The sequence below is a fragment of the Variovorax stachyos genome, from assembly GCF_051400855.1.
Lineage (GTDB): Bacteria > Pseudomonadota > Gammaproteobacteria > Burkholderiales > Burkholderiaceae_C > Variovorax.
In genome coordinates this window covers 25,456-50,606 of the sequence record NZ_JBLFFN010000017.1, presented here as the reverse complement: position 1 = coordinate 50,606, position 25,151 = coordinate 25,456, and the positions used below count along the sequence as shown (strand labels likewise).

The window sequence follows — 25,151 nt, the reverse complement described above, 5'->3', positions numbered from 1 at the left end:
CGCCCGGTCCGAGAGCTCTTCGGGGCCTGCATCCTTGGCGTGCAGCAACTGTTCGTCGCGAGCCAGTGCGCCGCAGAGGTCTTCGAACTGACACTGAACGCTATTCGCTTCTAGGGCGAAGGTCTGCTTTCAGCGATTCTCGGAGTTCGAGGCCAGTCCGATCCGATCCCGGATTTGTCTTGCGATCGGGCTGTCCTTCCAGACCACCGCCCTGCCCTGGTCCACGGCTTCGCGCCCGTACAGGATCCACGCATCGCAGACCGTGCCGATGGGCTGGATCACCTCGAAGCGATCGGAATGCTTCTCCGCGAAGTCCGAGGAGACAATGCCCGCGCTGTAGCGCCCTTCGCTCAAGCCTGCCTGGACCGCGAGCACCGTGGGCTCATGCACAACGGTCGGCCAAGCGGAAAGGTCCGCATAGGTCTGAGTGGCGGGCTGAACCCCCACCGTGCCGGCGCCCTCCCCGACTTCCCTCGCGCGAACCAGCGCCATGGGGTGGCTTGGAGAGATGAAAGCGTCCACCACCACCATCGCAGTCCGGTAGGTGCCTGTGATCTCGGCCGCAGCGGGGTGGACGGCGTATTGAAGCAGGTAGTCCGCCTCGCCGGCAATCAGCGCACGCGCGCCGGCGTGGAAATCATCGAACAGCACGATGCGGGCGGCCTCAGCGATCCCGTGCGCGGCGAGGTACTGCTGGAGGACGAAGTGGTGGTTGCTGCCTGCCTGGCCCAGTGTCGAGAAGGTGAGCATGTGCTTTGTCGGTGGGAGCGTCACTTGTGATCATCGCTCGGTCGTGCTCGCTGCGGGGCTCGCAGCACGCGCGGCTGGCGTATCGCCCAGCCGTCACGCGACGCTAGGCGTGTTGTCAAGCGGGCCCCGGCTGGACGCCGATGATCTCATCCTCCAGTCGACAGGTCTCCGCGATGATGAGCTCGTAGAGCGCGCGCAGGAAGGCCGGGCTCATGCCGTGCTGGGCGGCAAATGCCGCCGCACGGGCCTGCACCACGCCGATGCGGTGCGGCTGCATCATCGGGATGGCATGGTCGCGCTTGTGCAGGCCGATCCGGCAGCAGCAGTCGAGCCGCTGCCGCAGGGTCTCGAGCAGTGTCCTGTCCAGTCCGTCGAGTTCGTCGCGCAGCGCCTGCAGGACCTCCATGGGATCCTGGTCGTTGCAGGCGTCTGCCTGCTTGCTCTGGGTGGATGCCGTCGCGTCGCTGGTGTGGTTGGCGGCGAGCAGCGTGTCATGGCGGCCGGTGCCGCGCGGATGTTCCTGGTTCATGCTGTGTCTGCCTACTCGAGCTTGATGCCCTGGCTTGAAATGATCTGGGCCAATGCTGCCGTGTCCGCCTTGACGCGACGCTGCAGCGCCTCGCCCGCCAGGCCGACCGCCTCGTAGCCGTGCTGGAACAGCTTTTGCCGCACCTCGGGCGAGCGGGTGGCCTCCAGGAGGACCTCCGTCAGCCGCTGGACGATCGGGGCAGGCAGGCTCGCAGGCGCTGCAGCGGCCGTCCAGATCTCCAGTTCGAAGTCCCTCAGGCCCGCTTCCTGGAGGCTCGGGTAGTCGGGCACGAGCGCGGACCGGCGCGCCGACGTCACGCCGATCGCGCGCAGTTTTCCGGCCTTGACCTGCACCTCGGCAAGGCCTGGCGGCAGCAGCGCCAGGTGCAGCTGGTCGCTGACCAGGCCGGTGATGACCTGCGGGTTGCCCTGGTAGGGCACGTGCACGGCGGTAATGCCGGTGCGGGACTTGAGCAGTTCCATTCCCAGGTGGCCGATCGTGCCGATGCCCGGGGAGCCGTAGCTCCAGCGGCCGCCGGCGACGCGCGCCGCGGCGAGGAAGTCGGCACCTTGTGCCTTGGAGGCCTGCGGCGTCGTGGCGAGCACCAGGGGTGCCGTGCAGATGATGCTCAGCGGCACCAGGTCCTTCTGCGGGTCGTACGGGGCCGCGGGATTGAGGACCTTCGCGATGGTCATGTTGCCGTTGATGAGGATGCCGACAGTATGTTTGTCGGTCGACTTCGCGACGATCTCCGCGGCGATGTTGCCGCTCGCGCCCGGATGGTTCTCGACCACCACCGGCTGCCCCAGCGCCCTGGCCATCGGGATGGCCAGCGTGCGCGCCACGAAATCCGGCGACGAGCCGCCACCGAAGCCGACGACAAGGCGAACCGGCCGCGTCGGCCAGTTCAGTTTCGGTGGCGCAGCGCCAGAAGCGCCGGGATGGCCGGGCTCGGTGCGGCTCGCACCTGTCGACTGCGCGAAGGTGACGCCGGCCCAGGCGAGCGCACCCAGGAGGCACATCAGGCGCGCGGCGGGTGAACGGAAAATCGCAAGTGTCATGGCTGCAGAAGTGGTGGATCGGAGGCCCAGTCTTTCTTCAACGCAGCGGCGAATCAACTCCTGCCTGGTGCGAAATCAGCGCGGCATCAGGACATTGCGGCCGACGCACAAGCTGTCGAGGAGCTTGCGCTGACATGTTCTCTTCCGGCTTGCTTGCCATGCAAGATTGCCGCCGAACGTCTTTTTGCTAGGGGCCCCGCTGCGGGCGCTTCTGAGCCGACTTGCACCAGCTTTCGCCCGGCGATATTCTTTGCCCGCCGTTTTTTGAAGCTTCCCCTGAGAGGAGATGCCGTGTCCCTTGAATTCCTGAGGCAGGTCGCCGCCACACCGCTTCCGCAATCGTTCAACGATGGGAAGGATGTGGATGCAGTCAAAATCCTCCGCCAGGCCGGATTGGTCATCGCATTGGTGGACGAGCCCCATAGAGGCGCCGCCAGGGTTCTTGCGATCACAGAAAAAGGACGTGCCGAGCTCTTGCATTTTCACTACCCAGACGAACGCTCACTCCGCACCGCAGGCAAGGGCTCATGGCTGCACCTGGCAGGACTGCGAGCTCGAAAAGCCATCGAGAGAACGGGCGCGCTGGGCAGGCGCAGGTCCTGAGGACGATCAACGAATCGCCAATGCGGCGAAGCCGGTCGTGAGCAGGTACGAACTTTGCCCACGGGCTGCATGGGTCTAGGAAATCTGCACCGTGCCATCGATCAACTCAGTCCTGAGGCTGCCAAGCTGGCGCTCAGACTGGTTGGAAGGTCGACCTCGGTCGCGAACGAGGTGCATGTCTCGGTCAGCGTTGCGCTTTGGGTTCGCAGCTTGACGGCTCCGGCGTTGTCCACGGCCGACTTGGCCATGATTGCGAATATCGGTTCTGGCGAATGGCGCACAGCAGATGCCTCTATCCCTCTTCATCATCTTGAAGCGATGAGCTTTCTGGACGCCTGCGTTTCTTGCAGGAAACCATACGACCGCCACCGCAGTTCAAGCTAGCCGATCGGGGCCGAACGAACTTTCGGCCGCTCTGTAGCGGTGCGATGGTCGGCGGGCGGGCCCCTCGCCGAAGTTCGACCGGCTCGAAAGGGCGGCTTTCGTGCGGATGGCTTTTCGGCGGGCCAGGAACCGGCGCTGCACTCTCTCGAAGCTCCGATGCGTGCGCCAACTCGCCACCGACCCTAGCAAGCAGAGCCGGAGCCAGGGCGCGAAAGATAGTCAGCAATCCAGTGGCGGGCGCGAACCGCCAAGTTTCGGCGCGCCTCGTCCTCGGAGTGGAACTTGCCCGCAGCAAAGAGCCGGCAGACGTGTTTACCCGCGCGGAACACGTTCGCGAAGTAGTAAGGCCCCTCCCCTTTATCTTCACTCCCAAGCTCCATGGTCCATTCCGCTGGTGCACGCGGCCCACCTGGATCAGGGTCCGAGGGGTAGAGGTTCATCTGGCTCTAAGCAAAGGGGAATTCGTCATCGGGCACTTACATTAACTCGTCAGAACAGCGTACGAGGAACGATAGCCAGCCCGGCGAGCGTCTGCTCCATGGGCAAAGAACTTGAAAAGCAAGAATCTTTCCCTCATCAGGGGTACGACGTCACGATCGCCCATTGGGTTCTCAACGGGCGCGCCCACTTGCGCGCCGAGATTCGCTTCAGATCGGTGGTTGTCTGCATCCTCTCGCGTTCCGGTCCGGCAGAGAACTCAACCAGACTGCTGCAGAAGCTGCGCGGCGGCGCTATTCGCTGGATCGACCACCACTATTAGAGAAGCCGGGCACCTCGGCGTTCACCTCTGGCCCCTTCACGAGTTTCATCTGTCCCACCATGCAACTCTGACGCGGTTCTTGGGCGTGCTCGCAGTCGCTCAACCTGCCAAGGGCCGCCGCCACTTCATCGTGTTGCAATGGTTGTGGAGTCGAGGCCCCGCGCCGCCGCCCTCCCCTTCTGGACTCTCCTTCTGGATCGGGGGGTCCGCAGCTCAGGATCAACCGCCATGAGGGGGTCAGTTCCTCATGTCGTCAGGAGGTCAGGAGGTCAGTTTCCCGTGTCGCCTGACACCTGCTTCGCCACTAAGCGGCCGCGTGAGCTCAAATGCTGCAATACGGTGAGGCGGCCTGGTCGCTCGCCCGCGCCCCTCCTTGGGACTCGGCCGTACGGCCTGGCCGCGAGCGGCCTAAGCCTACCGAGTCGCCCCTCCTCCACCGCCACGCGAGCCAATCTACGCACGCGGGGCGCTCGACAACGATGGTGCGCCGACCCTGCTGCGCGTCAGTTCAACCAGGCTGAAAAGCACCCCGGGCAAGTTCAAGACCGACAGGGCGCCGGATCCCCTCGCACTCAGCTGTCAACATTTCGGAATGTTTCACGGATTCTAGAGCCGTAAAATATTTTTGTTGTGTGACAATGACTTAGCGCCATTTTCTGTGCTTTCAGATGTCGATGTTTCACGAAAAACAAGGACTTAGAGCTGATTCCTGTGTTCGTGTCGAGCTTGGCGCCATAATTAGGTTATTAAGTAACCAAATAGCCACTCCATGGCTTGTCACCGATGATTGAAGCTGCTGCCTGGAGGGATGTCGTTGAGTCCGGAACACCACGCGCCGAGCGGGATGGCGGCTGGCCACCCGTGTGCACGCTGGCGGAGCTTGCGCGCATCCTGACGCTGGTGCACGGGGTCCGTGCGCCGACCGAGTCCTCGCTCAAGAAGTGGAGTGCTGCCGGCGCCTTCAGATCCTGCGTGGCATCCGATGACGAAGTCGCCGCGGCGCAGGCGCGCTCCTCCATCGTTCATGCAGCCTTGCAGCGGCCCCGTCGGGCTGGCCGCCCCGGCCTGCAGCTGAGCACGGCCAAGGCGCTCGGCCGCGTCTACGAGCTCTGGCCCTTCCTCGCGGAGTCCGACAACCAGGCGGTGGTGGAGCTGGTCGTGGCGCGCACGGCCGATCATCTGCGCAGCGCCATGGGACAGGCCATGATGCCTGCGACGCCGGTACCTGCCTCGCCTGACAGCGGCATGCCAGGGGCAGGCGTGGCCGCCCTCGAGCAGATCGAGCTCCAGCTCGCTGCGCTGGCCCACGATGTCAACGCACTCAAGCGAGAGGTCGCGCAGTTCGCCGCCCTGCGCAACAACCTGATCACCCGGCTCGACGACGCCGTGACGCACGCCAAGGAAGCGCTGGCCGGAGGAAGGCCCAGCGGCGTGGACCCGCTCGTCGAGGCGCGGCGCGACCGGGACATGGGCGTCATGAAATCCACGCTGACAGAGATCCTGGCGGCGCTCCAGCGCATCGAGGCCGACCGAGCCCGAGGGTAGCTGCGGCGCGTCTGGAATGCCCGGCACCGCAGCAGCGTCCCCATGCTCCCGGCGGCTCGCCCTGGTGCCGGGCCGTAGAGAGGCTGATTCCCGATGGGGTCTCGCCTTGTGAGCCGCGCACCGAGCTCGCAAATGCGTACGCCCTTCTTCAGCTCGCACCGTGGGGGTAGTTTGAAACTACCCCCTGAGCGGCTGTCCAGTGCCTGCAGCGACGCGACCTTGCGGATGCCCTGTCGCTTCCGCGCCCTCCAAGGAGCAGGCAAAAAAAAGGGGGTAGTTTGAAACTACCCCCTCAACTTCGACGCTCTGCAGTTGCCGCTAAAGCGCGTCGACGAAACCCTGGAGTGCCTTGAGGAGGGCTTGCTGCTGCTCACCGGACAGCTTGACCGACATCCTCATCGAGGGTCGGCCTACCGCATCGAACTTGAGGGCGCCCACCTTCTGGCCGCCGACCCGGAACACGTGCGCGGCCTGGACTGGCATGGCCGAGGCCTCCGGGGCACTGCCGGGCGGGGACACCAGCCGGGAGAACACGCTCTTGGCGGAGAGGGCGCCCTGCTCCGTGCCCTTCTGCGCATTCAGCGCCCGGGCCCGCGCGAGCACCCCCTGCTCGTCTTCCTGCATGGCCCGGCCAAGATCCGTGGCCCAGGCGAGCTGGATCGACTGCGGCGTCGGAAAGGCCTCGATCACCTCTTGCGGCAACCGCGCCAGGGTCAACGCCTTTCCGAGATTGCTGATATCCACCCCGAGCGCCGCAGCCATCTGGCGATTCGAGGGATAAACACCTTTGTCGAGGGCGCGCAGATAGGTCATCCCCTGCTCCCATGGGGATGGGTCGGCCCGCCCGCGGTTCTCGCGGTCCATCTCCTCGACCAGCGCCCGGTCGTCCAGGTTCTCCACCACCGCCCACACCGGGATGCCGAGCTGGCGACAGGCTTCATAGCGGCGATGGCCGAACACCAGTTCGTACTTCGGCCCCTCTCCCGGCTTGGCGATCGCGCGCACCTTGATCGGCTGGGAATTGCGGCCCGCTTCCTGGATCTCGCGCTTGAAGTCCTCGAAGGCCTTGCCCACGAAAGCCGATTCGTGCCGGTTGGCGAACTCGCTGCGGGCGATCTGCGCCGTGTCGATGGGCCGCGCGGGCAGCGCGCCGTCCCAGCTGCGCAGCTCCGCGCTGACCTCGTTCAAGCGCCCTTCCAGCTCGCCGACCTGGGCCGCCCGTGCCCGCAGTTCCTCGTTCTCGCGCAACAGCTCCGAGCGCTGGTCGTTGGCGAACGCCATCATTGCGCCGGGTGCCGTCTTCGGCTTCACTGCGTCCGGCAGCGGCTGCGCGCTCGGCAGGATGGATGCGAAATCGATCTTCGATGCCTTGTCTTTCAGACCCATGTCAGACCGCCGTTTCAAGGATTTGTCGTTCTGCAACCTGGCGCGCCCACACGGCCTCGATCTGCTGCTCGATCAGTTCGCACATCCGGTCGTAAGCGACGCGGGCCCGGGAGAAGGTCTTGGAGTTCACGGAGCCGCGTGGCAGGTCGTAGACCGTGCCGAACTCCGCGCTGGCCGTGGCCGCCACGGCGGTCTTGGGGATCTCGATCGGCAGCACCTTGTCCCCGTAGCCCTCGAGCACCCACTGGCGCACCACCGAGCTCGCCGTATCCGAAGCCTCGACCCGGGACAGCAGCACATCGATGAACTCGAAGCTCTTGTCCTTGCCGCGGCTGCGCACCAGCTGGTTGCACAGGTCCGAGAACAGATCCCAGAACTGCGCCGAGCTCGCGAAGTCCAGCGCCGAGGGGGGCAGGGGCATGATGACGCCGTCGGCGGCCATCAGCGCGTTGATGGTCACGTAGCTGAGCGAAGGCGGAGTGTCGATCACGATGACGTCGTATTCCTCGCGCGGCAGGTCCAGGCCGCGGTCGAGCACGCGCCAGAACTCGAAGCCGGGGTCGCGCGCCTGGCGCGCTGGCAGGTGGAACTCGGCGCCGTAGAGCAGGGGGGCGGCACACACCAGGTCGATCGACGGCCAGTAGGTGGAGCGGATCGCGTACTTGAGGTTTTCCTCTTCACCCGTGAACAGCGACATCGCCGTGTGCTCGGTCTCCACCTCCGCGTCCGGCAAGACGCCGAAGAGGGTCGTCGCAGAACCCTGGGGGTCCAGGTCGACCAGCAGGACGCGGTGCCCGCGCATCGACAGCCCCTGCGCGAGCGTGACCGCGGACGTGGTCTTGGCGACGCCGCCTTTGAAGTTCGCCACCGTGATCGTGATCCCGGCCGCGCCGTCGGGGCGCAAGTGCTCGGCGCGCAGCTCGCGCGCCCAGGTCTGCGCCTGCGCCATCGTCCATTCCCGGCTGTTGCCATGGATCTCGCCGGCGGGCAGATCACCACGGGTCAGGCGATAGGCGATCTTGGACTTGTCGACGCCGCACAGGTCCGCCAGTTGCACCGCCTTCAAGGTGGGTGCCGTCTTGACCGCCGTGGGGGCCAGCATGGCCGAGCGGATGCGGTCCATCATGCCGGCAATCTTGTGCGCCTGGTGCTCGATGTCCTCGAGGTTCTGTCGACGTATGGTTTGCTTGATGTCCACGAATCAGCCTTGAAAGATTGAGAGTCGTTCGATTATGCCCAGCACTCTCAAAAAAACGAAGAATGTTCGCTTCATTGCAAGCCACGGCTCGCCCCGGGGCCGTTTTCGGGGTTCTTTGAGGGATCTCAGGGGAGATTAAGAGAGAGCTTGAATACCTTCAATAGATTAAGCTCCCTGCGGACCGACCGTTTTCTGAATAAAATCAAGGACTTACATCGCTCACGCAGCGCCATCCGTCCAGCTTTTAATCGCAAGCGTCCAGCTTCTGATCGGAAGTGTCCGCGCCTTCATCGCTTGCCGTCCAGCTCCTGCTCGCCCCCTGTGGATAAGTTACGCACAGCTCGCAAGGTGGCTGTTTCCAGGCAGTCGGAACAAGTGTCCGGCTTCTAATCGCCTCGCGTGGCGAACAAATCGTGCGCTCAGGAGCGCGGGCACACCCAAATGTCCAGGTTCTCATCGCCTGCTGCGCCACCTCGGAAGCGGATGCCGGGCGGAAGTGTCCAGGTTCTAATCGCTTCCGCGCGTGGCGGAAGTCTGAAGTGTCCAGGTTTTGATCGGGTGCCGATTCCTGGAGGCCGGGCGCCCTTGTGTCCAAGCGCACTTGGACATAACATCCCTGCACGCATGACCAGCCGGATCGCAGACGCCACCCTCGAGAAGACGGGCCCCGCACAGGGCGCGGACGAGGTGCTGGAGCTGCGCAAGCCGCACGAGATGATCGTGATGATGCCGCGCTCGGCGCGCGTGACGCTGACGGGCCGTCGCATCTACAGCGCGCTGCTGCAGGTGGCGCAGACGCGCCTGGTCGCGCTGCCGGCGATGCCGCCGGCGGACTTCATGTTCGAGGCGCCGCTCGCCGCAATCCTGCGCACCACAGGCTCCAGCGGCAGCGAGCGCACGGCGGCCAAGAAGTACCTGATCGAGATGCGCAGCCTCGAGGTCGACTGGGAGTCGACGGCGCCGGGCGACGGGGTCAAGTGGCGCGGCTTCTCGATGCTCTCCGAAGTCGCTCTCGAGCAGCGGCGCGGCGAGAACTGGGTCAGCTGGTCCTATCCGCCGACCATCATGGCCGCCTTGCGCGAGCCGCAGCGCTGGGCGCGCATCGACCTGGACGTGCTGGCCAAGCTGGGCTCCTACACGGCCGTCGCGCTCTACGAGATCTGCGCGCGCTACCGCGAGAACCCGAGCGGCGTGACCAGCCGCAAGCCCGTGGCCTGGTGGGTCGACGCGCTCAGCAACGGGCCGGGCCCGGAGCGGCGCGAGTGGCGAAAATTCAAGAACGAGCGCGTGAAGGACGCCGTCGCGGAAATCAATGCCGAGACCGATCTCGATGTCGACCTGATCGAGCACAAGCAGGGCAGGGTGATCACCGAGGTGCAGTTCGCGGTGCGCAAGAAGCGGCAGGCTGTGCCCGCACGAGCGGTGTCGAACGAGCCGGTCGACGCCACGCTGGTGCTGCGCGCCGAGACGCTCGGCATCCGCGAGATCAAGCTGGAGGGGCTGATCAAGGAGTTCGGCGACGACCGCGTGCGCGCGCAGATCGATGTGCTGGAGCGGCGCGCCGCCAACAAGAGCCTGCGCACGATCGACAACGCCTTTTCGTATCTTCGATCGCTGCTGCGCAATGAGCCGCAGCAGGAGAGCTTGCTCGACAACGCACCGGTCGCCCCCGCCGAGGTTCTTGCGCCTGCTGTGGCGCCGATGCCGCCGTCGGCGAACACCAGCGGGAATGGCGCCAAGGAGGCTTCCAACTTCCTGCGCGAGCAGATCCAGGCGATGAAGCAGGAGCTCGCGGCGCTCGAGCCGGGGCAGCTGAAGCGCTGGGTCGACCAGGCCCTGCAGGATCTCGCCAGGAAGGGGGCGCTGAATGCTGTCATCAGCCGGCGCGCTGCGCAGGGGGACGTGCTGCACGGGATGCTGGGTTCGGCTGTCGTGTACGCGTACGCGGACGCGACCTACGGACCCAACTGGAAGGTGGATCGTCAGTTGTTGGAAACGTAGGGACGTAAAGAGAGTGTGCGTCCGCTTCCTTGGCACCGGCCGTGATGCCTGCACCCTTCGCGGGAATCATCTACGCTGAACCGAACATGCGTCCATTGTCTGCAGCCACGCGTTTTCCGGAGCTGGAGTTGTCCCAGAAACCGGAGCTTCGGCGCGCCCAGGTAGATGTCTTGGAACGGAGGATGCTAGGACTTCTCGAGCGCCGTCATCTGGAGGGCCGCGTTATGCCATGGGCGACCATCGTCGAAGCAGCTGAATCTTCGGTGATGAAGGCGGCCACAGATGCGCGGTTGGCGGCACTGCCGCCGGACGAAGGATTTAAGTCGTTCGACGAGTTGGAAGCTCAGCGGGACGAAACTGGCACGGTGCGTCTCACCTCTCGTCCATAGCTTCGGCCCAACACTTCCTGTCGCCGACCTGATCGACTCTACGGTTCGTTTGAGTGAGTAGTCGCTATGGTCCATGGCGCCGCCAGTTCTGCGGCGGCCATCGGCCGAAACTGGCCCGGCCCGACAGGTGGATTCAATGTGAGCGCGCCCAAAGGCATCCACCCATCGAGCCGACAGCCCCCGCCCCAGGGTGTAGTACTAGTGGTCTGGATGGGTCCAGCCGGTCGGCGTGTCCTAGTACGAGCAGCGAAGAGTCATACACGGGGGAAATAGGTAAAATGGGCAAAATACCAAACTTCAGGACTTCTCAATGGTATCCGCCTCTGTCCGTGCCACTGGATTCGAGCGCCTGACGCGCGAGCTCCCATCCTTCTCCGCAACGAAGCTGGCAGCGGGCATGCAGGCTGTGGCCAGCACCGTGATGGCGCGGGGCGCAGTGGTGATCACGCGCCATGAGCGGCCAGCGATGGTGCTGATGTCCGTGGAACGCTACCTGGAGATGGAACAGGCGTCGGAGCCGAACCTCGAAGCACTCACGCATCACTTCGATGACATGTTCGCGCGCATGCAGGGCGAGGGGCCCGCGCAGGCCATGGCCGATGCCTTTGCCATGGATCCTTCTGAACTGGGTGAGGCGGCCGTCGCCCAGGCGGCGCAGGCGACACGCGGCTGATGCCGGCTCGCATCTTCGTGCTTGCCGGCGTCAATGGCGCCGGCAAGAGCAGCGTGGGCGGCGCCGCCCTCTTGCAGAAGAAGGTGGAGTACTTCAACCCTGACCAGGTCGCCCGCACGCTGCTGGATGCCAACCCCGGCCTCTCGGCAGAGCAGGCCAACGGCCGAGCCTGGGAGCTCGGCCGCCAAGGGCTCGAGCGCGCCTTGGCGCAGGGACTGAACTTCGCGTTCGAGGCGACCCTGGGCGCCAGGACGATTCCGCAGATGCTGGTCGACGGCGCGAGGCAGGGCGCGCAGATCCATCTCTGGTATGCGGGGCTGTCGTCGCCGGAACTGCACCTGCGGCGTGTGCAGGCGCGGGTGGCCGCAGGCGGCCATGACATTCCCGAAGCGAAGATCCGCGAGCGCTACGACTCGAGCCGCGCCAACCTCATCCGGCTGCTGCCGCACCTGGCAAGCCTGCGCGTCTATGACAACAGCGCCGAGGGCGATCCGCAGGCGGGGCAGCGGCCCAAACCGGTGCTCCTGCTGCACATGGAAGGGGGGCGCGTCCTCAGCCACATCCCGCTCGCCGAGGTGCCGCAGTGGGCGAAGCCGATCATGGCCGCGGCGTTGAAGCGGCCTGCAACCCCCGCGTAGTCATTTCGCCGACGGTCCTGTCGCTCTTCACATGCCTCCCGGGTGATGGGGAGCTTCTCGCCTCGCGGCGTCCGCGGCAATCGATCAGCGGTGAGAACGTTGGCGCTCACTCTTGTGCCACTCTCCGTTTATATGTGTGGAGCGGATCGGCTTTGCACCGCCTGAAACCCGGACGCAAGCGCCTCGCAAGGACCTTGCGACGATTCAGTCGCGACCCGCGTCGCTGCCAAGCAGGAGCCGGCGGTACTGCAGGGGCGAGAGCTGCAGGGTGCGCACGAAGGCACGGCGCATCACCTCGGAGGAGGCGAAGCCGCACTGCAGTGCGATCGCCTTGATGGAGCGCTGACTGCTCTCCAGCAGGTGCACCGCGGCATCGAGGCGGATGCGCTCGACCCCCGCGGCAGGCGTGGAGCCGGTGGCGCGTCGATAGAAGCGCGCGAAGGTGCGCTCCGACATGGCTAGATGCTCGGCGAGCCTAGCCACGCTGAAGGACTGGCGCAGGTTCCGCGTGATCCAGCCGTGAAGTTCCTCGATGCGCGGGTCATCGAGCGCGCGGGCGCCCTGCGGACGCAGGAAGGCTGCGCTGCGGTACGCATGCTGGAACGGCTCGCCGAGTCGGCTCGCGATGACGCTGGCGATCACGCCGCCGTGGTCGCGCGCGATCAGGTCCATCGCAAGGTGGACGCCGCGCGTGAGGCTCACCCCGATCCAGCTAGCGCCTGCGGTGTCCGCGGCGCCCCCCGGGTGCGCATCCTCGGGCGCGGCGCCGGCGGCCTGTGCGAGCACCCGTGCGGTCCGCCCGATGGTGGCGCCGAGCTCCACCTGGTGCAGATGCCGCCGTAGCCAGCCCGGGAGAATGCGCCGCTCCGCCGCACCGAATTCGTCGAGAGAGGCGCGCGAGTCGCCCGCGATGATGAGCTTGGCGATGCCGCCCTGCACCCGCTTGGGCACAGGGTGGGTGGCGAGCGGAATGCCGCTGGAGCCCAGCACGGCCCGAGCGGCCGCGGCGAGCGGTCGCACGCGATACGGCTGCGTCTTGCCGAGCTGCGCGAAGACGTCGTTGGCCATGTCGAAGACCGCCATCGCGCCTGCGACATCGACGGTGGAGAAGCCGGGCAGCAACAGGAACAGGACTCTTTGCATGCGTTGTCGGTGCTGGCGAGCCGCGAAATGATCGGATCGCACTTGTTCGTGCGCGAACTCTATCGGTTTGTGACAGGCCGATGAAAGTTCGGTGCGGGAAGCGCCGCATTGGCAGGAAGGGTGGCGCGTTTGGCGGCAACGGGGGGCATGCGACTTCTACACTGCCGCCAGAGAAGCGGGCGTGCCGCGAGCCCGCGCGGGCGCCGCAGGATGCTTGCGTGCAAGGCGCACAGGGCTCGCGCTGCGGCAGCGGCTATGCAAGGAGATCCATCCATGGGGTCATGGACGCATGAACTGTTCATGGGACTGACGCAGGCGAGCTCGCTGGAGGCCGCCTTCGAGCAGATCGACATCGGCGCGCGCGAGCTGAGCTTCGAGTGCTGCGCCTATGGCCTGCGCCTGCCGTCCTCCTTCACCCGCCCGAAGACGCTGATCTTCTCGAGTTACCCCCGGTCATGGCGCAAGCGCTACGCGGAGGCGGGCTACCTGGGTGTGGATCCGAGCGTCGCGCACGGCATGCGCAGCATGCAACCGCTGGTGTGGACCGACGGGCTGTTTCGCGCCGCGCCCCAGATGTGGGACGAGGCGAGGTCGTTCGGGCTGCGGGTCGGGTGGGCGCAATCGTGCTTCGATGCCCAGGGGCGCGTGGGGATGTTGTCGCTGTCGCGTTCCTGCGATCCGCTCGGCAAGATGGAGCTGCTCGCGCGTGACCCGCATCTGCGCTGGCTGGTCAATACCGCGCATCTCGCCATCACGACGCTCCTGGGTGCGCACGAAGGCCCTGCGATCGAGCCGTTGACGCAGAGGCAGGCGGAAGTGCTGCGATGGACTGCCGACGGCAAGACAAGCGAGGAAATTGCGCTGATCCTGTCGATCACTACGCGGACCGTGAATTTCCATATCGCCAATGCGATCGCCAAACTGCGTGTGAACAACAGGAACTCGGCGATCGCGCGTTCGTCCCGGCTCGGCCTGCTCAACTGAGTTGTTGCGCAGGCAGGTTTTTGGCCTTCAACTTGCCTCGGAAGTTTTGCAGCAACTTTGAACTGGCAGGGCAGAAGAGAGTGCCCCTCTGCGTCTTGCCTTCTTGTATCACGGAATTCGGCGCTACGGGCAGCATGGGAAGCTGACGGTTCCGAAGTACGAGCCCGTCGCCAGCTCCTGCGGGGCAGCGGGCGAGGGGCCCTCCCTCAGACGCGCGCGGGCGCGGTCGTCGCGGTCTGCCTGTACAGACAGCACGGTCCTGCGGAAGTGCTCGCGTGTTGACCGACTTGCAGCGCGGAGAGCACGGCTTTCCTCAAAGAGCGAGAGAGGAATCATTGGCAGGTTGCGGAGCAATCGGCGTTCCCGTCGGTATCCGTGCGGTCTGCTGATCCAGCGCCGACGAACCAGCACGGCGTACGAACGGCACGCCCGGTCGATGGGTCAGCCAAGATTCTCAGCCATGCATGGAGCCCCCGATCTGCCTGGCTTCAGTTCGTGACCGCGCGAGAGGGAAGATTGCACCCGTACATCCGACTTTCGCTGCGAGCGGCGGCAGACCAGGCAGGGTGTGACTGGGGTTGGCCTGCCTAACCCTTGCACATCGTCAGAGGGTTCGGCACTGCTCGCGATGGGGCCGGACAGCGCCGAGCACCAGCGATTGCACAGGACAGCGCCATGTTTACTTGCTGCCGTAGCTCTCTCCGTATGACGGCAACTGACCAGCCCTGTTCTGTCTCGCCACTTGAGCGCGGCTTGCCTTGCGTCCTGCCGAACGCTCTGCCCGCGACAGTCTGGTCGTCGCTACCGGCCTCGGGTTTCCCTCGCCGGGTCTGAATGCCTGCGTGGCCGCGGCACCTTCAGCCCTGCGCGCGGGCCGAGCCTCGGCGCGCTCGGCCTTGGAGACGCGAGGCCTGGCAGCGGGCCTTGGATTTCCCTCGCCAGGCGTGAATGCCCGCGAGGCTTCCCGGGCCTCGGCCCTGCGCTGCGCGCGGTCAGCAGTTGCGTCGGCGGGGGGCGATTGAGCCAAAGCTGAAGACACCATCAGCTGGGTCGAGAGGAGGAGGGCCGAGGCCCATGTCAGATTCTTCATTTTCGAGCTCCGTTGGGGTTGATAGGGCTGCAGGGACCGGCCAGCTCTTGCTAGGCATGAAGCAGCGTCTCGATCCGGATCGGCAGTTCTCGCTGCCGCTTTCCGGTCGCGTGGAACACGGCGTTGGCGACGGCCGGAGCCACACCCACGAGCGCGATCTCGCCGAGTCCCTTGACTCCGAGCGGGTTGACGTGCGGGTCGACCTCGTCGACGAAGTGAACCTCCAGTTGGCCGATGTCCAGGTTGACCGGCACCAGGTAGTCGGCCATATGGGCGTTGACGGGACGACCATCCCGGGGGTCGAGCACGGTACGTTCCATCAGGGCCATTCCGACGCCGCCGACCATTCCGCCGATGCACTGGCTCGTCGCGAGGCGCGGGTTCACGATGCGCCCCGCTCCGTAGGCGCCGACGATGCGCCGCACTCGCACAAGGGCCAGGTCCGGGTCGACGGTCACCTCGACGAAAACGGCACCGAACGCATGCATCGAGAACTTGCGCGCGGTCTCCGGATCGCGCGCCGACGACCCCGAGGCTTCGATCGGTCCGGAGCCGATCCGCGCCAGGATCTCGCGATAGCTCTCACCCGCGACGGAGCTGCCGCGTGCGCGCAGCCTGCCGCCGCTCCACTCCATGGCCGCGTTCGAGAGATCGTGCACCGGAGAGGGCCCGTTGGCCGAGGCACGTCGCGCGATTTCAGCTTGCACGGCGATGCATGCAGCGCGAATGGCGGACCCGACCGATGCCATCGTCTGTGAGCCGCCATGAGGCGGAGCGGGCGGGAAGTCCGAGCGGCCCAGGCTGAACCGGATGCGATCCGCCTCGAGGCCCAGCGCTTCGGCCGCGACCTGGGTCATGGACGTGTAGGTGCCTGGGCCCATGTCGCTCGCCGCCGCTTCGACCTCGGCGGTGCCATCGGGCAGGATGCGCACGCGCGCGCTGGCAGGGCTGTGGAAGACCGGGTAGTTCGCGCAGGCCATGCCCCATCCGACCAGCAGGCGGCCATCGCGCATCGACCCTGGCCTGGGGTTGCGACGTCCCCACCCGAAACGCGCTGCCCCCGCGTCGTAGCACTGCAGCAGCGAGCGGCTCGAGAACGGCAACTGTTCCCCTTCGTCCAGCGTCGGCTCGTTGCGACGGCGCAGTTCCAGGGGATCGATGTCGAGCGCGTACGCCAATTCGTCCATCGCGCATTCGAGGGCGAACATGCCGCTCGCCTCGCCGGGTCCGCGCATATAGGTCGGGGACGAGGTGTCCAGGGGCGTCAGCCTGTACTGCGTGCGCACGTTGGGGCACGCATACATGAAGGAGGAGACCGAGGTCAGCGCTTCCACGAACTGTTCATACCGGCTGGTCTCGCCGGTGCCTTCATGAATGAGGCTGGTGAGCTTGCCGTCTCGCGTCGCACCCAGCGCCAGGCGCTGGAGGGTGCGAGGCCGATGCCCGGTGGCGAAGAACATCTGCCGGCGGGTCAGCACCAGCTTCACCGGCCGGCCGACCTCGCGCGCTGCCAGTGCCGCCAGGGTGACGTGCGACCAAGTACGCAGGCTTGTGCCGAAGGCGCCGCCAATGTACGGGCATATGACCTGGACCTTCTCCGGCGCGATGCCGAAGATGGCCGCGATCTCCGCCTGCTCGTTGACCACGAACTGGCTCTTGCTCCACAGCGTCAGCTGGTCGCCCTTCCAGGCGGCGACGGTGGCGTGAGGCTCCATGGGCGTGTGGTTCTCTCGCGCGATGTCGTACTGGGCATCGACCTTGACCGGCGCTGCCGCCAGGGCTGCCGCTGCATCCCCGCGATTGCGATCGGCGCTCCCGCGGCCTGCGCGCTTGCCTGCGTCCGGGATGATGTGCCGCGCGCGCGAGTCGCGGCCGTCCACGAGCGGCCGCTCGGCGGCGTAACGCACGCGCAGTGCCATCGCGGCTCGCTCGGCCTGTTCGAGGGTTTCGGCCACGACCACGGCAACGGGCTGCCCGTAGAACAGCACGCGGCTGTCCTGCAGCACATGCAGCCTCTCGCCGAACGCCGGATCGATGGCGCCCTTGTGCCCGCGGTAGGGAAGCCGCTTCGTATTGAGATGGCTCAGGACGCGCAGCACCCCCGGCATCCGGCGCACGGCATCGGCATCGATGGAGGTGATGCGCCCCAGCCCGACCGTCGCATTCACGATCACGGCGTGGGCCTGGCCAGGCTGGTTGAACTCCGCGGCGTAGCGTGCCTGCCCTGTCACCTTGGCCTTGCCCTCGATGCGGGCCATCGGTCTTCCGATCATGGTGTGGTCCGTCATGTGCGTTCTCCTGCCATCTCGAGCGCGCGGACCACGGTCCGTGCGAGCAGCTCGACCTTGTAGCCGTTGTGGGACGACGGGCGCGCGCCCGTCGCGGCAATGCTTGCTGCCTGTACGAAGCTGTCGCGGCCCACGGGCTTGCCGGCGAGCAGGGCTTCGACGGCACGCAGGCGCCACGGCATCGTGCCGACCCCCCCGCACGCCACGCGGGCTTCCCGGATGACCCCGCCATCCACACTCAGTGCAGCGGCCGCCGACACCACGGCGAACTCGTAGGAGGCGCGGTCCCGCACCTTGAGATAGCGCGCGGCGCGCGAGTACGTACCGTGCGGCACTCGGACCTCCACGATCAGCTCTCCAGGCGCAAGGCTGTGCTCGAGATGCGGCGTGGTGCCGGGCAGCCGATACAGCGCCTCGACTGGAAGCGACCGAGTGCCTGCGGCGCTTTGGACTCGAATCGTTGCGTCCAGTGCGACCAGTGTCACCGCCAGGTCCGAGGGGTGGGTCGCGATGCAATGGCTGCTCGTGCCGAAGATGGCGTGGCCGGCGTTCAAACCCTCCAACGCGGCGCATCCGGAACCGGGTGTTCGCTTGTTGCACGGCACATCCAGCATCCGGAAGTAAGGGCATCGCACACGTTGCAGAAGGTTGCCGCCGATGGAGGCCATGTTGCGCAGTTGCGGCGACGCGCCTTCGACCAGCGTCTCCGCAATGAGCGGCTGAAGCTGGCGCACTTGCGCATGCGCCGCCACATCCGACATCCGCGCCAGAGCGCCGATCACCAGCTGATCGCCTTCGACGCGGATGTAGTTCAGCGGCAGGCTGTTGATGTCGACCAGCTTCGAGGGCCGCTCGACCTCGTCGCGCATCAGGTCGATGAGCGTGGTCCCGCCCGCGATGTACCTGCCGCCGGCCGCGGCTGCCTGGATCGCCGCCTGCTCGGTCGAGACCTTCTGGAGCGTGAACGGGATCATGATGCTTGCCTCTTCGCAACTTCGACGATTGCGGTGACGATGCCGGGGTACGCCCCGCAGCGGCAGATGTTGCCGCTCATCCATGCGCGGACTTCGTCGGGCGACCCGGCATGCCCCTCCTTGATGCAGGCCACGCCCGACATCAGCTGGCCGGATGTGCAATAGCCGCACTGGAAGCCCTCATGCTCGATGAAGGAGGCCTGCAGCGGGTGCAGCTGGCCTGCGGTGGCCAGCCCCTCGACGGTCGTGATCTCGGCGCCGTCGTGCATCGCGGCCAGCGTCAGGCAGGCGTTGACCCGGCGTCCGTCCAGGAGCACCGTGCAGGCACCGCATGCGCCCTGGCTGCAGCCCTTCTTCGTTCCGGTCAGTTCGAGCTTCTCTCGCAGGACGTCGAGAAGCGACTGCCTCAGGTCGACATCCAGTGCCTGCGGCTTTCCGTTGATCTTCAGGCGCAGCGCGACCGTGGCGTCGCCCACCTGTCGAGTGCTCGATGGTTCCGCTGCCAGAGCCGGTGTGAGTCCCACCGCGGCCGCCACACCGCTGCTCGCGAGGATGAGCTGGCGACGTGTCAGCTCGAGATCCTCCGGGCCGGGGTTGCCGGGGTCCGCGGGCCATCGCACGGGTTCGCAGTGTCGGTCGTGTGGCATTGACATGAGCTTCCTTTCAGCTGCCTGGGTCGGCATGGGTCGGGGGTGCGGCGAATGATGGAGTCGCGCACCGGGAAGTTCGAGTTAAGCCTTGTCAAAACTTGCAAAGCATTTGGCAACCGTCTACGCTCCCGCGGGACCATAGAACGATCGATACAACAACAGCCCCCAGTACAAGAGCGACGCCTTCGGCGCGCTTCGTTGGAGAGAAGGAAACCCGGCATGACCAGCAGGCGCAAGTGGCCGTTCGAGTTGCCTGAAGCCTTCGACTCGCAGCCACGAGAGATCGCGCACCGTTGGGTCGCGCGTGGCTGGGGCCATCATGGCCGCCTTGGCATGGCGAGCGCCCATATGCTTCGTGACGTCGCCGGCGGAGATCCGCCGGCCCGGGCGCCTGCGGATGCCTTCGAGAGCTTGATCCACTTCGGTCCGTTCACCCTGTCGCCGACCGCGCGCGTCCTCATGGAATCGGGGCAGCCGGTGCGCCTTGGCAGTCGCGCACTCGAGATCCTGCTGTACCTGATCGAGAACGCCGGCAACTTCGTGACCAACGCGGAGATCTTCCAGAGGGTCTGGCCGCGCAATGTCGTCGTCGAAGGCAACCTGAGAGTTCATATCGCCAGCCTGCGGCGAGCGATCGGAGATGGCCGGGAGGGCCGGCGCTACATCGTCAACGTTCCGAGCCGTGGCTACAGCTTCATCGGGGAGATCACCCGCAAGCACGCGGCAGTCGCTGCCCCGTTGCCGCTTGACTTGCGCAGCATGCAGCCGACGCCGGGCGGCTACCTCCCGACTCCGCTCAGCAGGGTCATCGGGCAGGAGTCCGCCATCCAGATCCTGAGCCAGCAGATCGCCAAGCGCCGCATGGTGACGCTGGTGGGGACCGGGGGGATCGGCAAGACGACCATTGCGACGGCGACCTTGACGCGCCGGGACCTCGCTTCGCGCTGGAGCAGCGTTCATTTCGTGGACCTGGCGTCGCACTCCGATGCGGCCCTGGTTCCCGCCGTGCTGGCCTCGGCGCTTGGCCTCGGGTCGATGGTCGGCGACGCCTTGAGCAGCCTGATCGCGTACCTGCACGACAAGAACCTGCTCCTTCTGCTCGACAACTGCGAACATCTGATCGACCCGGTCGCGGCGTTGATCGAGGAGATCCTCCGGCAGGCTCCCGGCGTACATGTGCTGGCCACGAGCCGCGAGCCGCTGGGCGTGGAGGGTGAATGGGTCCAGAGGCTGCAGCCGCTTGCCATGCCACCCGTGGGGGAGGCGCTCACCGCGCAGCAGCTCCTGCAGTTCTCTGCCGCCGAGCTGTTCGTCGAGCGCTGCATGGCGTGCGTCGACCAGTTCAGCCTGCAGGATTCGGATGCGGCAGCCGTCGGGGCGATCTGCAGGCGCCTCGATGGCATCCCCCTGGCGATCGAACTGGCCGCAGCCCGCGTTGGGTCCCTGGGGCTGAAAGCCGTCGCCGATGCCCTTGCCGACCGGATCGCCCTGCTCAACAAGGGCCGCAGAACCGCGAGCGCGCGGCATCGGTCACTTCGCGCGACCCTCGACTGGAGCTTCGAGCTGCTGTCTGAGATCGAGCGGCGCCTGCTTCTGCGGCTGTCGGTCTTCGCAGGGGCGTTCACGCTCGATGCGGCCGCGGCGGTGGTCGTGAGCCAGGACCTGCCTTATGACCAGGCAGTGGATGCGATCACCGAGCTCGTCGCCAAATCGCTGCTGACGGTCGATGCGGGCGCAGAGGAGCTGAGCTTCAGGTTGCTCGAGACGACCCGCGCCTATGCCGGGGAGCACCTCGCCGCGAAAGGCGAGGAGTACGTCAGGCTGCGTCACCTTCATGCCCAGTACATCCTGGCCGCGCTCGAACGCTCCGAGGAAGCGTGGCGGTCCACGCCGCCGGCCGAGTTCATCGCAGCCTTCGGCCGGCACATCGACGACACCCGCGTCGCCTTGAACTGGTGCTTCGACGAGGACGCGGACGCTGCGCTCGGCATTGCGCTGGTGGTGAAGGCCGCACCCCTGTTCTTCCAGCTGTCGTTCACGGACGAGCACCGCCAGTATGTGGAGCGGGCGATGGCGCGCCGTGCCGAATTGGCCGTTGCCATCGATGCGCGGCTGGATTTCGAGCTCAACGTCGTCTCGGGCCATGCCATCTTCAATGCCCGCGGACTGCATCCCGATCGCGATCGCGCCTTCGCCAGGGCGCTGGAGCTCGCGCAGCAGATCGGCGATCCCCACTTGATGGCAATCGCACGCAGCACGCAATGGATGGCGGCGTACCAGGCGTCCGATCCCAAGCTCATGCTGGTCCATGCCCGGCAGTTCGCGGCGCTCACGTCCGACAGCACCGACGTCGCGCTGCAACTGCACCGGGACCGCATCCTCGCGCCCACCTTGCATCTGCTGGGCGACCAGCGGGCTGCAGCGGCCTGCTGCGAGCGAGGCCTCGCGGACCCGGCCCTCATCCGGGTCCCCTTCCTGGCGGGTGTACGGATCGACCGGCGCGTGGCCATGGGGGCCATCCATGCGCGCGTGCTCTGGCTGCTGGGTCTTCCGGAGCAGGCAGAGCGTGCGATTCAACAGGCGATCGACGCTGCCGAACGCGCGCATGAACCCGTCGCGCTTGCCAGCGCGCTCGCCTCCAGTGCGTGCCCGCTCGCCATCTGGGCAGGGCGCATCGAGCTGGCCCGGGAGCGCCTGCACCGCCTGCTTCGGCTGACGGCCGAGCGGGCGTTGACGGTATGGCGGGGATACGGCCTTGCCTTCGACGGCTACGTCAGATGGCTCGAGGACGGCGCATCGGGCGTGCCGCCGCCCCCGCCGCCTTCGGTCGAGCTGGTGCCGCAACTGGCCCAGTTGATGGCCACCTTTCACCCTCACTACGTGACGAGCCGCCTGATCGAGATCGGCGAAGCGGGCCTGGCCGGCTGGTGCCGGTGCGAGCTGCTGAGGGTCCAGGGCGAGCGCTTGCGCGAAGCCGATCCTGAAGCCAGCGAACGGCTGCTGGCGAGCGCGCTCGACCTCGCACTGCAGGACGGAACGCTGTCCTGGGCCCTGCGGGCGGCCGTGAGCCTTGCCTGCGTTCGAAGCAAACTCGGAAGACAGCGAGAGGCGGTTCAGGTGCTCGAGACCACGCTGGCCCTGGTGAGCGAGGGCTTGGACACCCGGGATGTCATGGCGGCCCGCGCGGCCTGCCTGGAGATCAAGGCATTGCTGGACGACGCAGCGGGCGACGCCCGTTAGTTGTTGGACGAGAGTCCGAGCTCCTCGGCCAGTTTTCGCGAGCTCTCGTAACCCGCCTGGATCTGCGCCTTCATGGCCTGCGGGCTGTTGTCGGACGAAGGTGTGATGCCATCGTCCTGCCAGCGTCGCTGAAGTGCGGGATCGGCCAGCGCATGGCGAAGCGCCGCGTTCAGCCTGGCAACGATGCCCGATGGCGTCTTCGCGGGAGCGACCAGCCCCTGCCAGACACTGAAGGCGCCGATGTCCAGGCCCTGGTCGCGAAACGAAGGAACGCCCCTGAGCGCACCAAGCTCGGACTTTCCGATGATCGCAACAGGTCGCACCGCGCCCGACGTGACGAAGCCCAGCGACACCGTGGTCACGGCATCGCTCGCCAGCGTGATGCGCCCCGCGATCAGGTCGACGGCGGCCTGGTTGTTGCCGCGGTACGGCACGGGGGTGATGCGCCCTGCGCCATTCCTGTTCAGGATCTCGACCAGGAAATGGGCATTGCTGCAGACCCCAGGCGTGCCCCAGGTGAAGGCGCCGGGGTTCTGCCTGGAGGCTGCGAGGATGTCCGGGAAGCTGGAGAATTTCGAGTCCCCCTTCACGAACACGAGGGTCGGCGATGTCGCTACCAGCCCCACCATCTCGAAGTCGCTCACCGGGTGGTAGGGCGAGTCCCTTCGGCATGCCGGCGTGTACTCGTGCGTCGATGCGGTCGCCACGCCGATCGTGTAGCCGTCTGGCCGGGCCTTGGCGACCGCGTCGGCGCCGATGGCACCGCCGGCGCCGGCGCGGTTTTCCACATGGACGGGCTGTCCGAGCGCCGCACCCATCCTGGCCGAAAGCTCGCGCGCCACGAGGTCCGTCGCGCCTCCCGTGCCGAACGGGACGATCAGCCGGATCGGGCCCGAGGGGAAGGCATCGGCCGCTTGTGCCCACGGCACGCCACTCCATGCGAGCAGGAAGACCGACATCAGGATCCAGCGATAGCCAGGGAAATGCATGTGACTCGACATGGCGGGGACTCCTAGCCGGACGGGGCACGAAGTTTAGGGACTCGTGCGAAATCCGACAAGAATCGCGTCACAGCATGCCCTCTGAAACGAACGGCGCCACCAGCCACAGGTACATGCGCGTTCTCAGGTCCGCATCCGGCTCGTCGTTCCAGACCACTTCCTTGAAGTCGTCGATGCCGACCCACTCCACGCTGCCGTTCGTCGGCGAGAGGCGAACCCGGTACGCACTCTGAAGCTTGTCCAGGTTCATCAGTCGCCGCAGCTCCCGGGCGAGCTGAGGGCTCTCGATCACGATGCCGATCTCGGTGTTGAGCGCATCGGATCGGGGATCGAAGTTCATCGAGCCGATGAACACCGTCGAGTGGTCGATCACCGCCGTCTTGGCGTGCAGGGTGCCCAGCGTGCGGCTCCCCAGCAGTCCGAAGCCGCGGTCCCTGTTGGCCCGCGTCGGGCTGAGCTCGTAGAGCTCCACTCCCATGCGCAGCATTCGCTTGCGATAGCGCATGTACCCCCAATGGACCAGCGGCTCATCCGTCGCGGCCAACGAGTTGGTCAGCACCTTGAAGCTGACGCCTTCACGGACGCCGTCGCCGAAGATGGCCATGCCGTTCTCCGCAGGCACGAAGTAGGGGGAGCTCAGGGTGACTTCCTCGCGCGCGTTTCGCAGCAACTCCTCGACGCGTAGCCGAACGGTGTGAAGATGCGGCGCCGTGCTCCCCTCGGGAATGGGCCGGCAGTTCCATACCTTCGCGGTCGGGTCCACCCATGCATTCGCCACGCCCCAGATGAGGCCGATGCGCTGCTCGCCGAGCTCCTCGACGATGGGTCCGTAGCCCAGCACGTCCGTCTTCTCCTGGAAGAATCCCGCCGGCAGCGAGTCGTGCGCGGTGGCCGCATCGAATGCCGCGCGGCGCTCCTGCACCGACACCGAGGATGGTCCGAAGTAGCCGACGGGAATTGCAAACTCGCTGTTCCAGTACTCATCGAATGCGGCCGACAACTGGGGGACCACGGCGCCCACCAGCAATGCATCCAGATCGGCGAAGTTCTGGTTCGGGTCTCTCGCGAAGTACGAGTCAGCGATGTTTCGTCCGCCGACGATCGCCATTGCACCGTCCGCAATGAACAGCTTGTTGTGCATCCGGTGGTTGACGCGGTAGAAGTCGAGCGCCGAGGCTGCGAAGCGCGTGGCTACGTGAGCTCTTCCAGCCGAAAAGGGGTTGAACAGTCGAACCTCCACGTTCGGGTACGAGGCGAGCCCGATGAGCATCTCGTCCATGCCTGCCGTGTACATGTCGTCGATCAGAAGCCGCACGCGCACGCCCCGCGACGAGGCGTGCTTCAGCAGCAGCAGGAAATACCGGCCGGTTGCGTCGTTCTGGACAAGGTAGTACTGGACATCCAGGGTTCGCTCGGCACGTTCGGCCAGGGCGATGCGGCTGCCCAGGCCGTACGGACCGGTCGGCAGCAAGCGCACTCCCGTCAGGCTCGGGTCCGGGCTGGAGTTCTTCGCGAGTCGCCCCAGCGTGGTCTGCTCGCTGGAAGGAATCGCAAAGGATGCCTGGACATTCGCCGGCGTCGGCAACGCTGCGCATCCGACCGCGCAGATCGTCGCGAGTGCCAAGACCAGCCAGCGGGCCGCCGAACGCAAGAGATCCCGGCAGCAAGCGCCATGCGCCGCGACTGCCAACACGAAGGCTCCTGGCATGTGGTACTGAGGTGGGGAGCTGGGGGTGCGCAATGATCGCCCCGGCGGGGCGACTCGGCGCGTTAATCCGTGCTAATCGTTGCAGTCGCGAACCTGCCGATCGTGCAAGGTCCGCCGGCCCCGCGAAGTAAGCAAGCATTGATGCCAATTAACTCG

Annotated in this window: 20 protein-coding genes; 9 read left to right on the top strand and 11 right to left on the bottom strand. The window is 66.2% G+C overall.

Annotated elements, in window-relative coordinates; all coding sequences use genetic code 11:
* Positions 1-129: 129 nt before the first annotated feature.
* From ACMGEZ_RS23695 to ACMGEZ_RS23685, 3 genes are all read right to left on the bottom strand, one after another.
* Positions 130-750, bottom strand: a complete 621-nt coding sequence (locus ACMGEZ_RS23695) for a hypothetical protein (RefSeq protein ID WP_436824731.1) — start codon at positions 748-750, stop codon at positions 130-132.
* A gap of 115 nt (positions 751-865) precedes the next feature.
* Positions 866-1,279 carry a chorismate mutase family protein gene (locus ACMGEZ_RS23690; RefSeq protein ID WP_436824730.1) on the bottom strand — a complete coding sequence of 138 codons (414 nt, stop codon included), beginning with the start codon at positions 1,277-1,279 and terminating at the stop codon, positions 866-868.
* An 11-nt stretch (positions 1,280-1,290) separates the two neighbouring features.
* Positions 1,291-2,340, bottom strand: a complete 1,050-nt coding sequence (locus ACMGEZ_RS23685; RefSeq protein ID WP_436824729.1) for a Bug family tripartite tricarboxylate transporter substrate binding protein — start codon at positions 2,338-2,340, stop codon at positions 1,291-1,293.
* A gap of 291 nt (positions 2,341-2,631) precedes the next feature.
* Between ACMGEZ_RS23685 and ACMGEZ_RS23680 the strand changes: the two genes are divergently transcribed.
* The 3 genes from ACMGEZ_RS23680 to ACMGEZ_RS23670 all read left to right on the top strand — a co-directional run bounded on the left by ACMGEZ_RS23680 (position 2,632) and on the right by ACMGEZ_RS23670 (position 5,632).
* Positions 2,632-2,943, top strand: a complete 312-nt coding sequence (locus ACMGEZ_RS23680; RefSeq protein ID WP_436824728.1) for a hypothetical protein — start codon at positions 2,632-2,634, stop codon at positions 2,941-2,943.
* Between the two features lie 922 nt (positions 2,944-3,865).
* A complete protein-coding gene (locus ACMGEZ_RS23675; RefSeq protein WP_436824727.1) occupies positions 3,866-4,087 on the top strand; it encodes a hypothetical protein in 222 nt (73 codons plus the stop codon).
* A gap of 783 nt (positions 4,088-4,870) precedes the next feature.
* Complete coding sequence (locus tag ACMGEZ_RS23670) at positions 4,871-5,632, top strand: hypothetical protein (protein WP_436824726.1); 762 nt, start codon at positions 4,871-4,873, stop codon at positions 5,630-5,632.
* Positions 5,633-5,950: 318 nt separating this feature from the next.
* Here ACMGEZ_RS23670 and ACMGEZ_RS23665 read toward each other — a convergent pair whose 3' ends face one another.
* On the bottom strand, positions 5,951-7,054 hold the full coding sequence (locus ACMGEZ_RS23665; RefSeq protein WP_436824725.1) for a ParB/RepB/Spo0J family partition protein: 1,104 nt from the start codon (positions 7,052-7,054) through the stop codon (positions 5,951-5,953).
* On the bottom strand, positions 7,020-8,216 hold the full coding sequence (locus tag ACMGEZ_RS23660) for a ParA family protein (protein ID WP_232073541.1): 1,197 nt from the start codon (positions 8,214-8,216) through the stop codon (positions 7,020-7,022). Before ACMGEZ_RS23660 ends, ACMGEZ_RS23665 begins: the two co-directional genes overlap by 35 nt.
* A 624-nt stretch (positions 8,217-8,840) precedes the next feature.
* Between ACMGEZ_RS23660 and ACMGEZ_RS23655 the strand changes: the two genes are divergently transcribed.
* The 4 genes from ACMGEZ_RS23655 (at position 8,841) to ACMGEZ_RS23640 (ending at position 11,917) form a co-directional block, all read left to right on the top strand.
* Positions 8,841-10,217 carry a hypothetical protein gene (locus ACMGEZ_RS23655; protein WP_436824724.1) on the top strand — a complete coding sequence of 459 codons (1,377 nt, stop codon included), beginning with the start codon at positions 8,841-8,843 and terminating at the stop codon, positions 10,215-10,217.
* Between the two features lie 44 nt (positions 10,218-10,261).
* Entirely contained in the window at positions 10,262-10,606 is a 345-nt protein-coding gene (locus ACMGEZ_RS23650) for a hypothetical protein (protein WP_436824723.1), read from the top strand.
* Between the two features lie 310 nt (positions 10,607-10,916).
* Positions 10,917-11,279, top strand: a complete 363-nt coding sequence (locus ACMGEZ_RS23645) for a hypothetical protein (RefSeq protein WP_436824722.1) — start codon at positions 10,917-10,919, stop codon at positions 11,277-11,279.
* Positions 11,279-11,917 (top strand): ATPase, encoded by a 639-nt coding sequence (locus tag ACMGEZ_RS23640; RefSeq protein WP_436824721.1) that lies wholly within the window; start codon positions 11,279-11,281, stop codon positions 11,915-11,917. Before ACMGEZ_RS23645 ends, ACMGEZ_RS23640 begins: the two co-directional genes overlap by 1 nt.
* 204 nt (positions 11,918-12,121) lie before the next feature.
* Here ACMGEZ_RS23640 and ACMGEZ_RS23635 read toward each other — a convergent pair whose 3' ends face one another.
* Complete coding sequence (locus ACMGEZ_RS23635; RefSeq protein ID WP_436824720.1) at positions 12,122-13,060, bottom strand: GlxA family transcriptional regulator; 939 nt, start codon at positions 13,058-13,060, stop codon at positions 12,122-12,124.
* A gap of 273 nt (positions 13,061-13,333) precedes the next feature.
* Here ACMGEZ_RS23635 and ACMGEZ_RS23630 point away from each other — a divergent pair, with 273 nt between their 5' ends.
* The gene (locus ACMGEZ_RS23630) at positions 13,334-14,044 is read left to right on the top strand and encodes an autoinducer binding domain-containing protein (RefSeq protein WP_436824719.1); all 711 of its coding nucleotides are present in this window, start codon (positions 13,334-13,336) and stop codon (positions 14,042-14,044) included.
* A 1,140-nt stretch (positions 14,045-15,184) separates the two neighbouring features.
* Here the strand turns inward: ACMGEZ_RS23630 and ACMGEZ_RS23625 are convergent.
* The 3 genes from ACMGEZ_RS23625 to ACMGEZ_RS23615 are packed head-to-tail and all read right to left on the bottom strand — an operon-like array spanning position 15,185 to position 19,043.
* A complete protein-coding gene (locus ACMGEZ_RS23625; protein WP_436824718.1) occupies positions 15,185-17,422 on the bottom strand; it encodes a xanthine dehydrogenase family protein molybdopterin-binding subunit in 2,238 nt (745 codons plus the stop codon).
* Entirely contained in the window at positions 17,419-18,396 is a 978-nt protein-coding gene (locus ACMGEZ_RS23620) for an FAD binding domain-containing protein (protein ID WP_436824717.1), read from the bottom strand. The genes ACMGEZ_RS23625 and ACMGEZ_RS23620 overlap by 4 nt, the downstream gene beginning before the upstream one ends.
* Positions 18,393-19,043, bottom strand: coding sequence for a (2Fe-2S)-binding protein (locus tag ACMGEZ_RS23615; protein WP_436824716.1), 651 nt, complete (start codon positions 19,041-19,043; stop codon positions 18,393-18,395). Before ACMGEZ_RS23615 ends, ACMGEZ_RS23620 begins: the two co-directional genes overlap by 4 nt.
* 57 nt (positions 19,044-19,100) lie before the next feature.
* Here ACMGEZ_RS23615 and ACMGEZ_RS23610 point away from each other — a divergent pair, with 57 nt between their 5' ends.
* A complete protein-coding gene (locus tag ACMGEZ_RS23610) occupies positions 19,101-22,286 on the top strand; it encodes an ATP-binding protein (protein WP_436824715.1) in 3,186 nt (1,061 codons plus the stop codon).
* On the opposite strand, the gene ACMGEZ_RS23605 is transcribed toward ACMGEZ_RS23610, so the two are convergent.
* Entirely contained in the window at positions 22,283-23,287 is a 1,005-nt protein-coding gene (locus ACMGEZ_RS23605; RefSeq protein ID WP_436824714.1) for a Bug family tripartite tricarboxylate transporter substrate binding protein, read from the bottom strand. The genes ACMGEZ_RS23610 and ACMGEZ_RS23605 overlap by 4 nt on opposite strands.
* Positions 23,288-23,354: 67 nt before the next feature.
* Positions 23,355-24,980 carry a phospholipase D family protein gene (locus ACMGEZ_RS23600; RefSeq protein ID WP_436824713.1) on the bottom strand — a complete coding sequence of 542 codons (1,626 nt, stop codon included), beginning with the start codon at positions 24,978-24,980 and terminating at the stop codon, positions 23,355-23,357.
* Positions 24,981-25,151 lie beyond the last annotated feature (171 nt).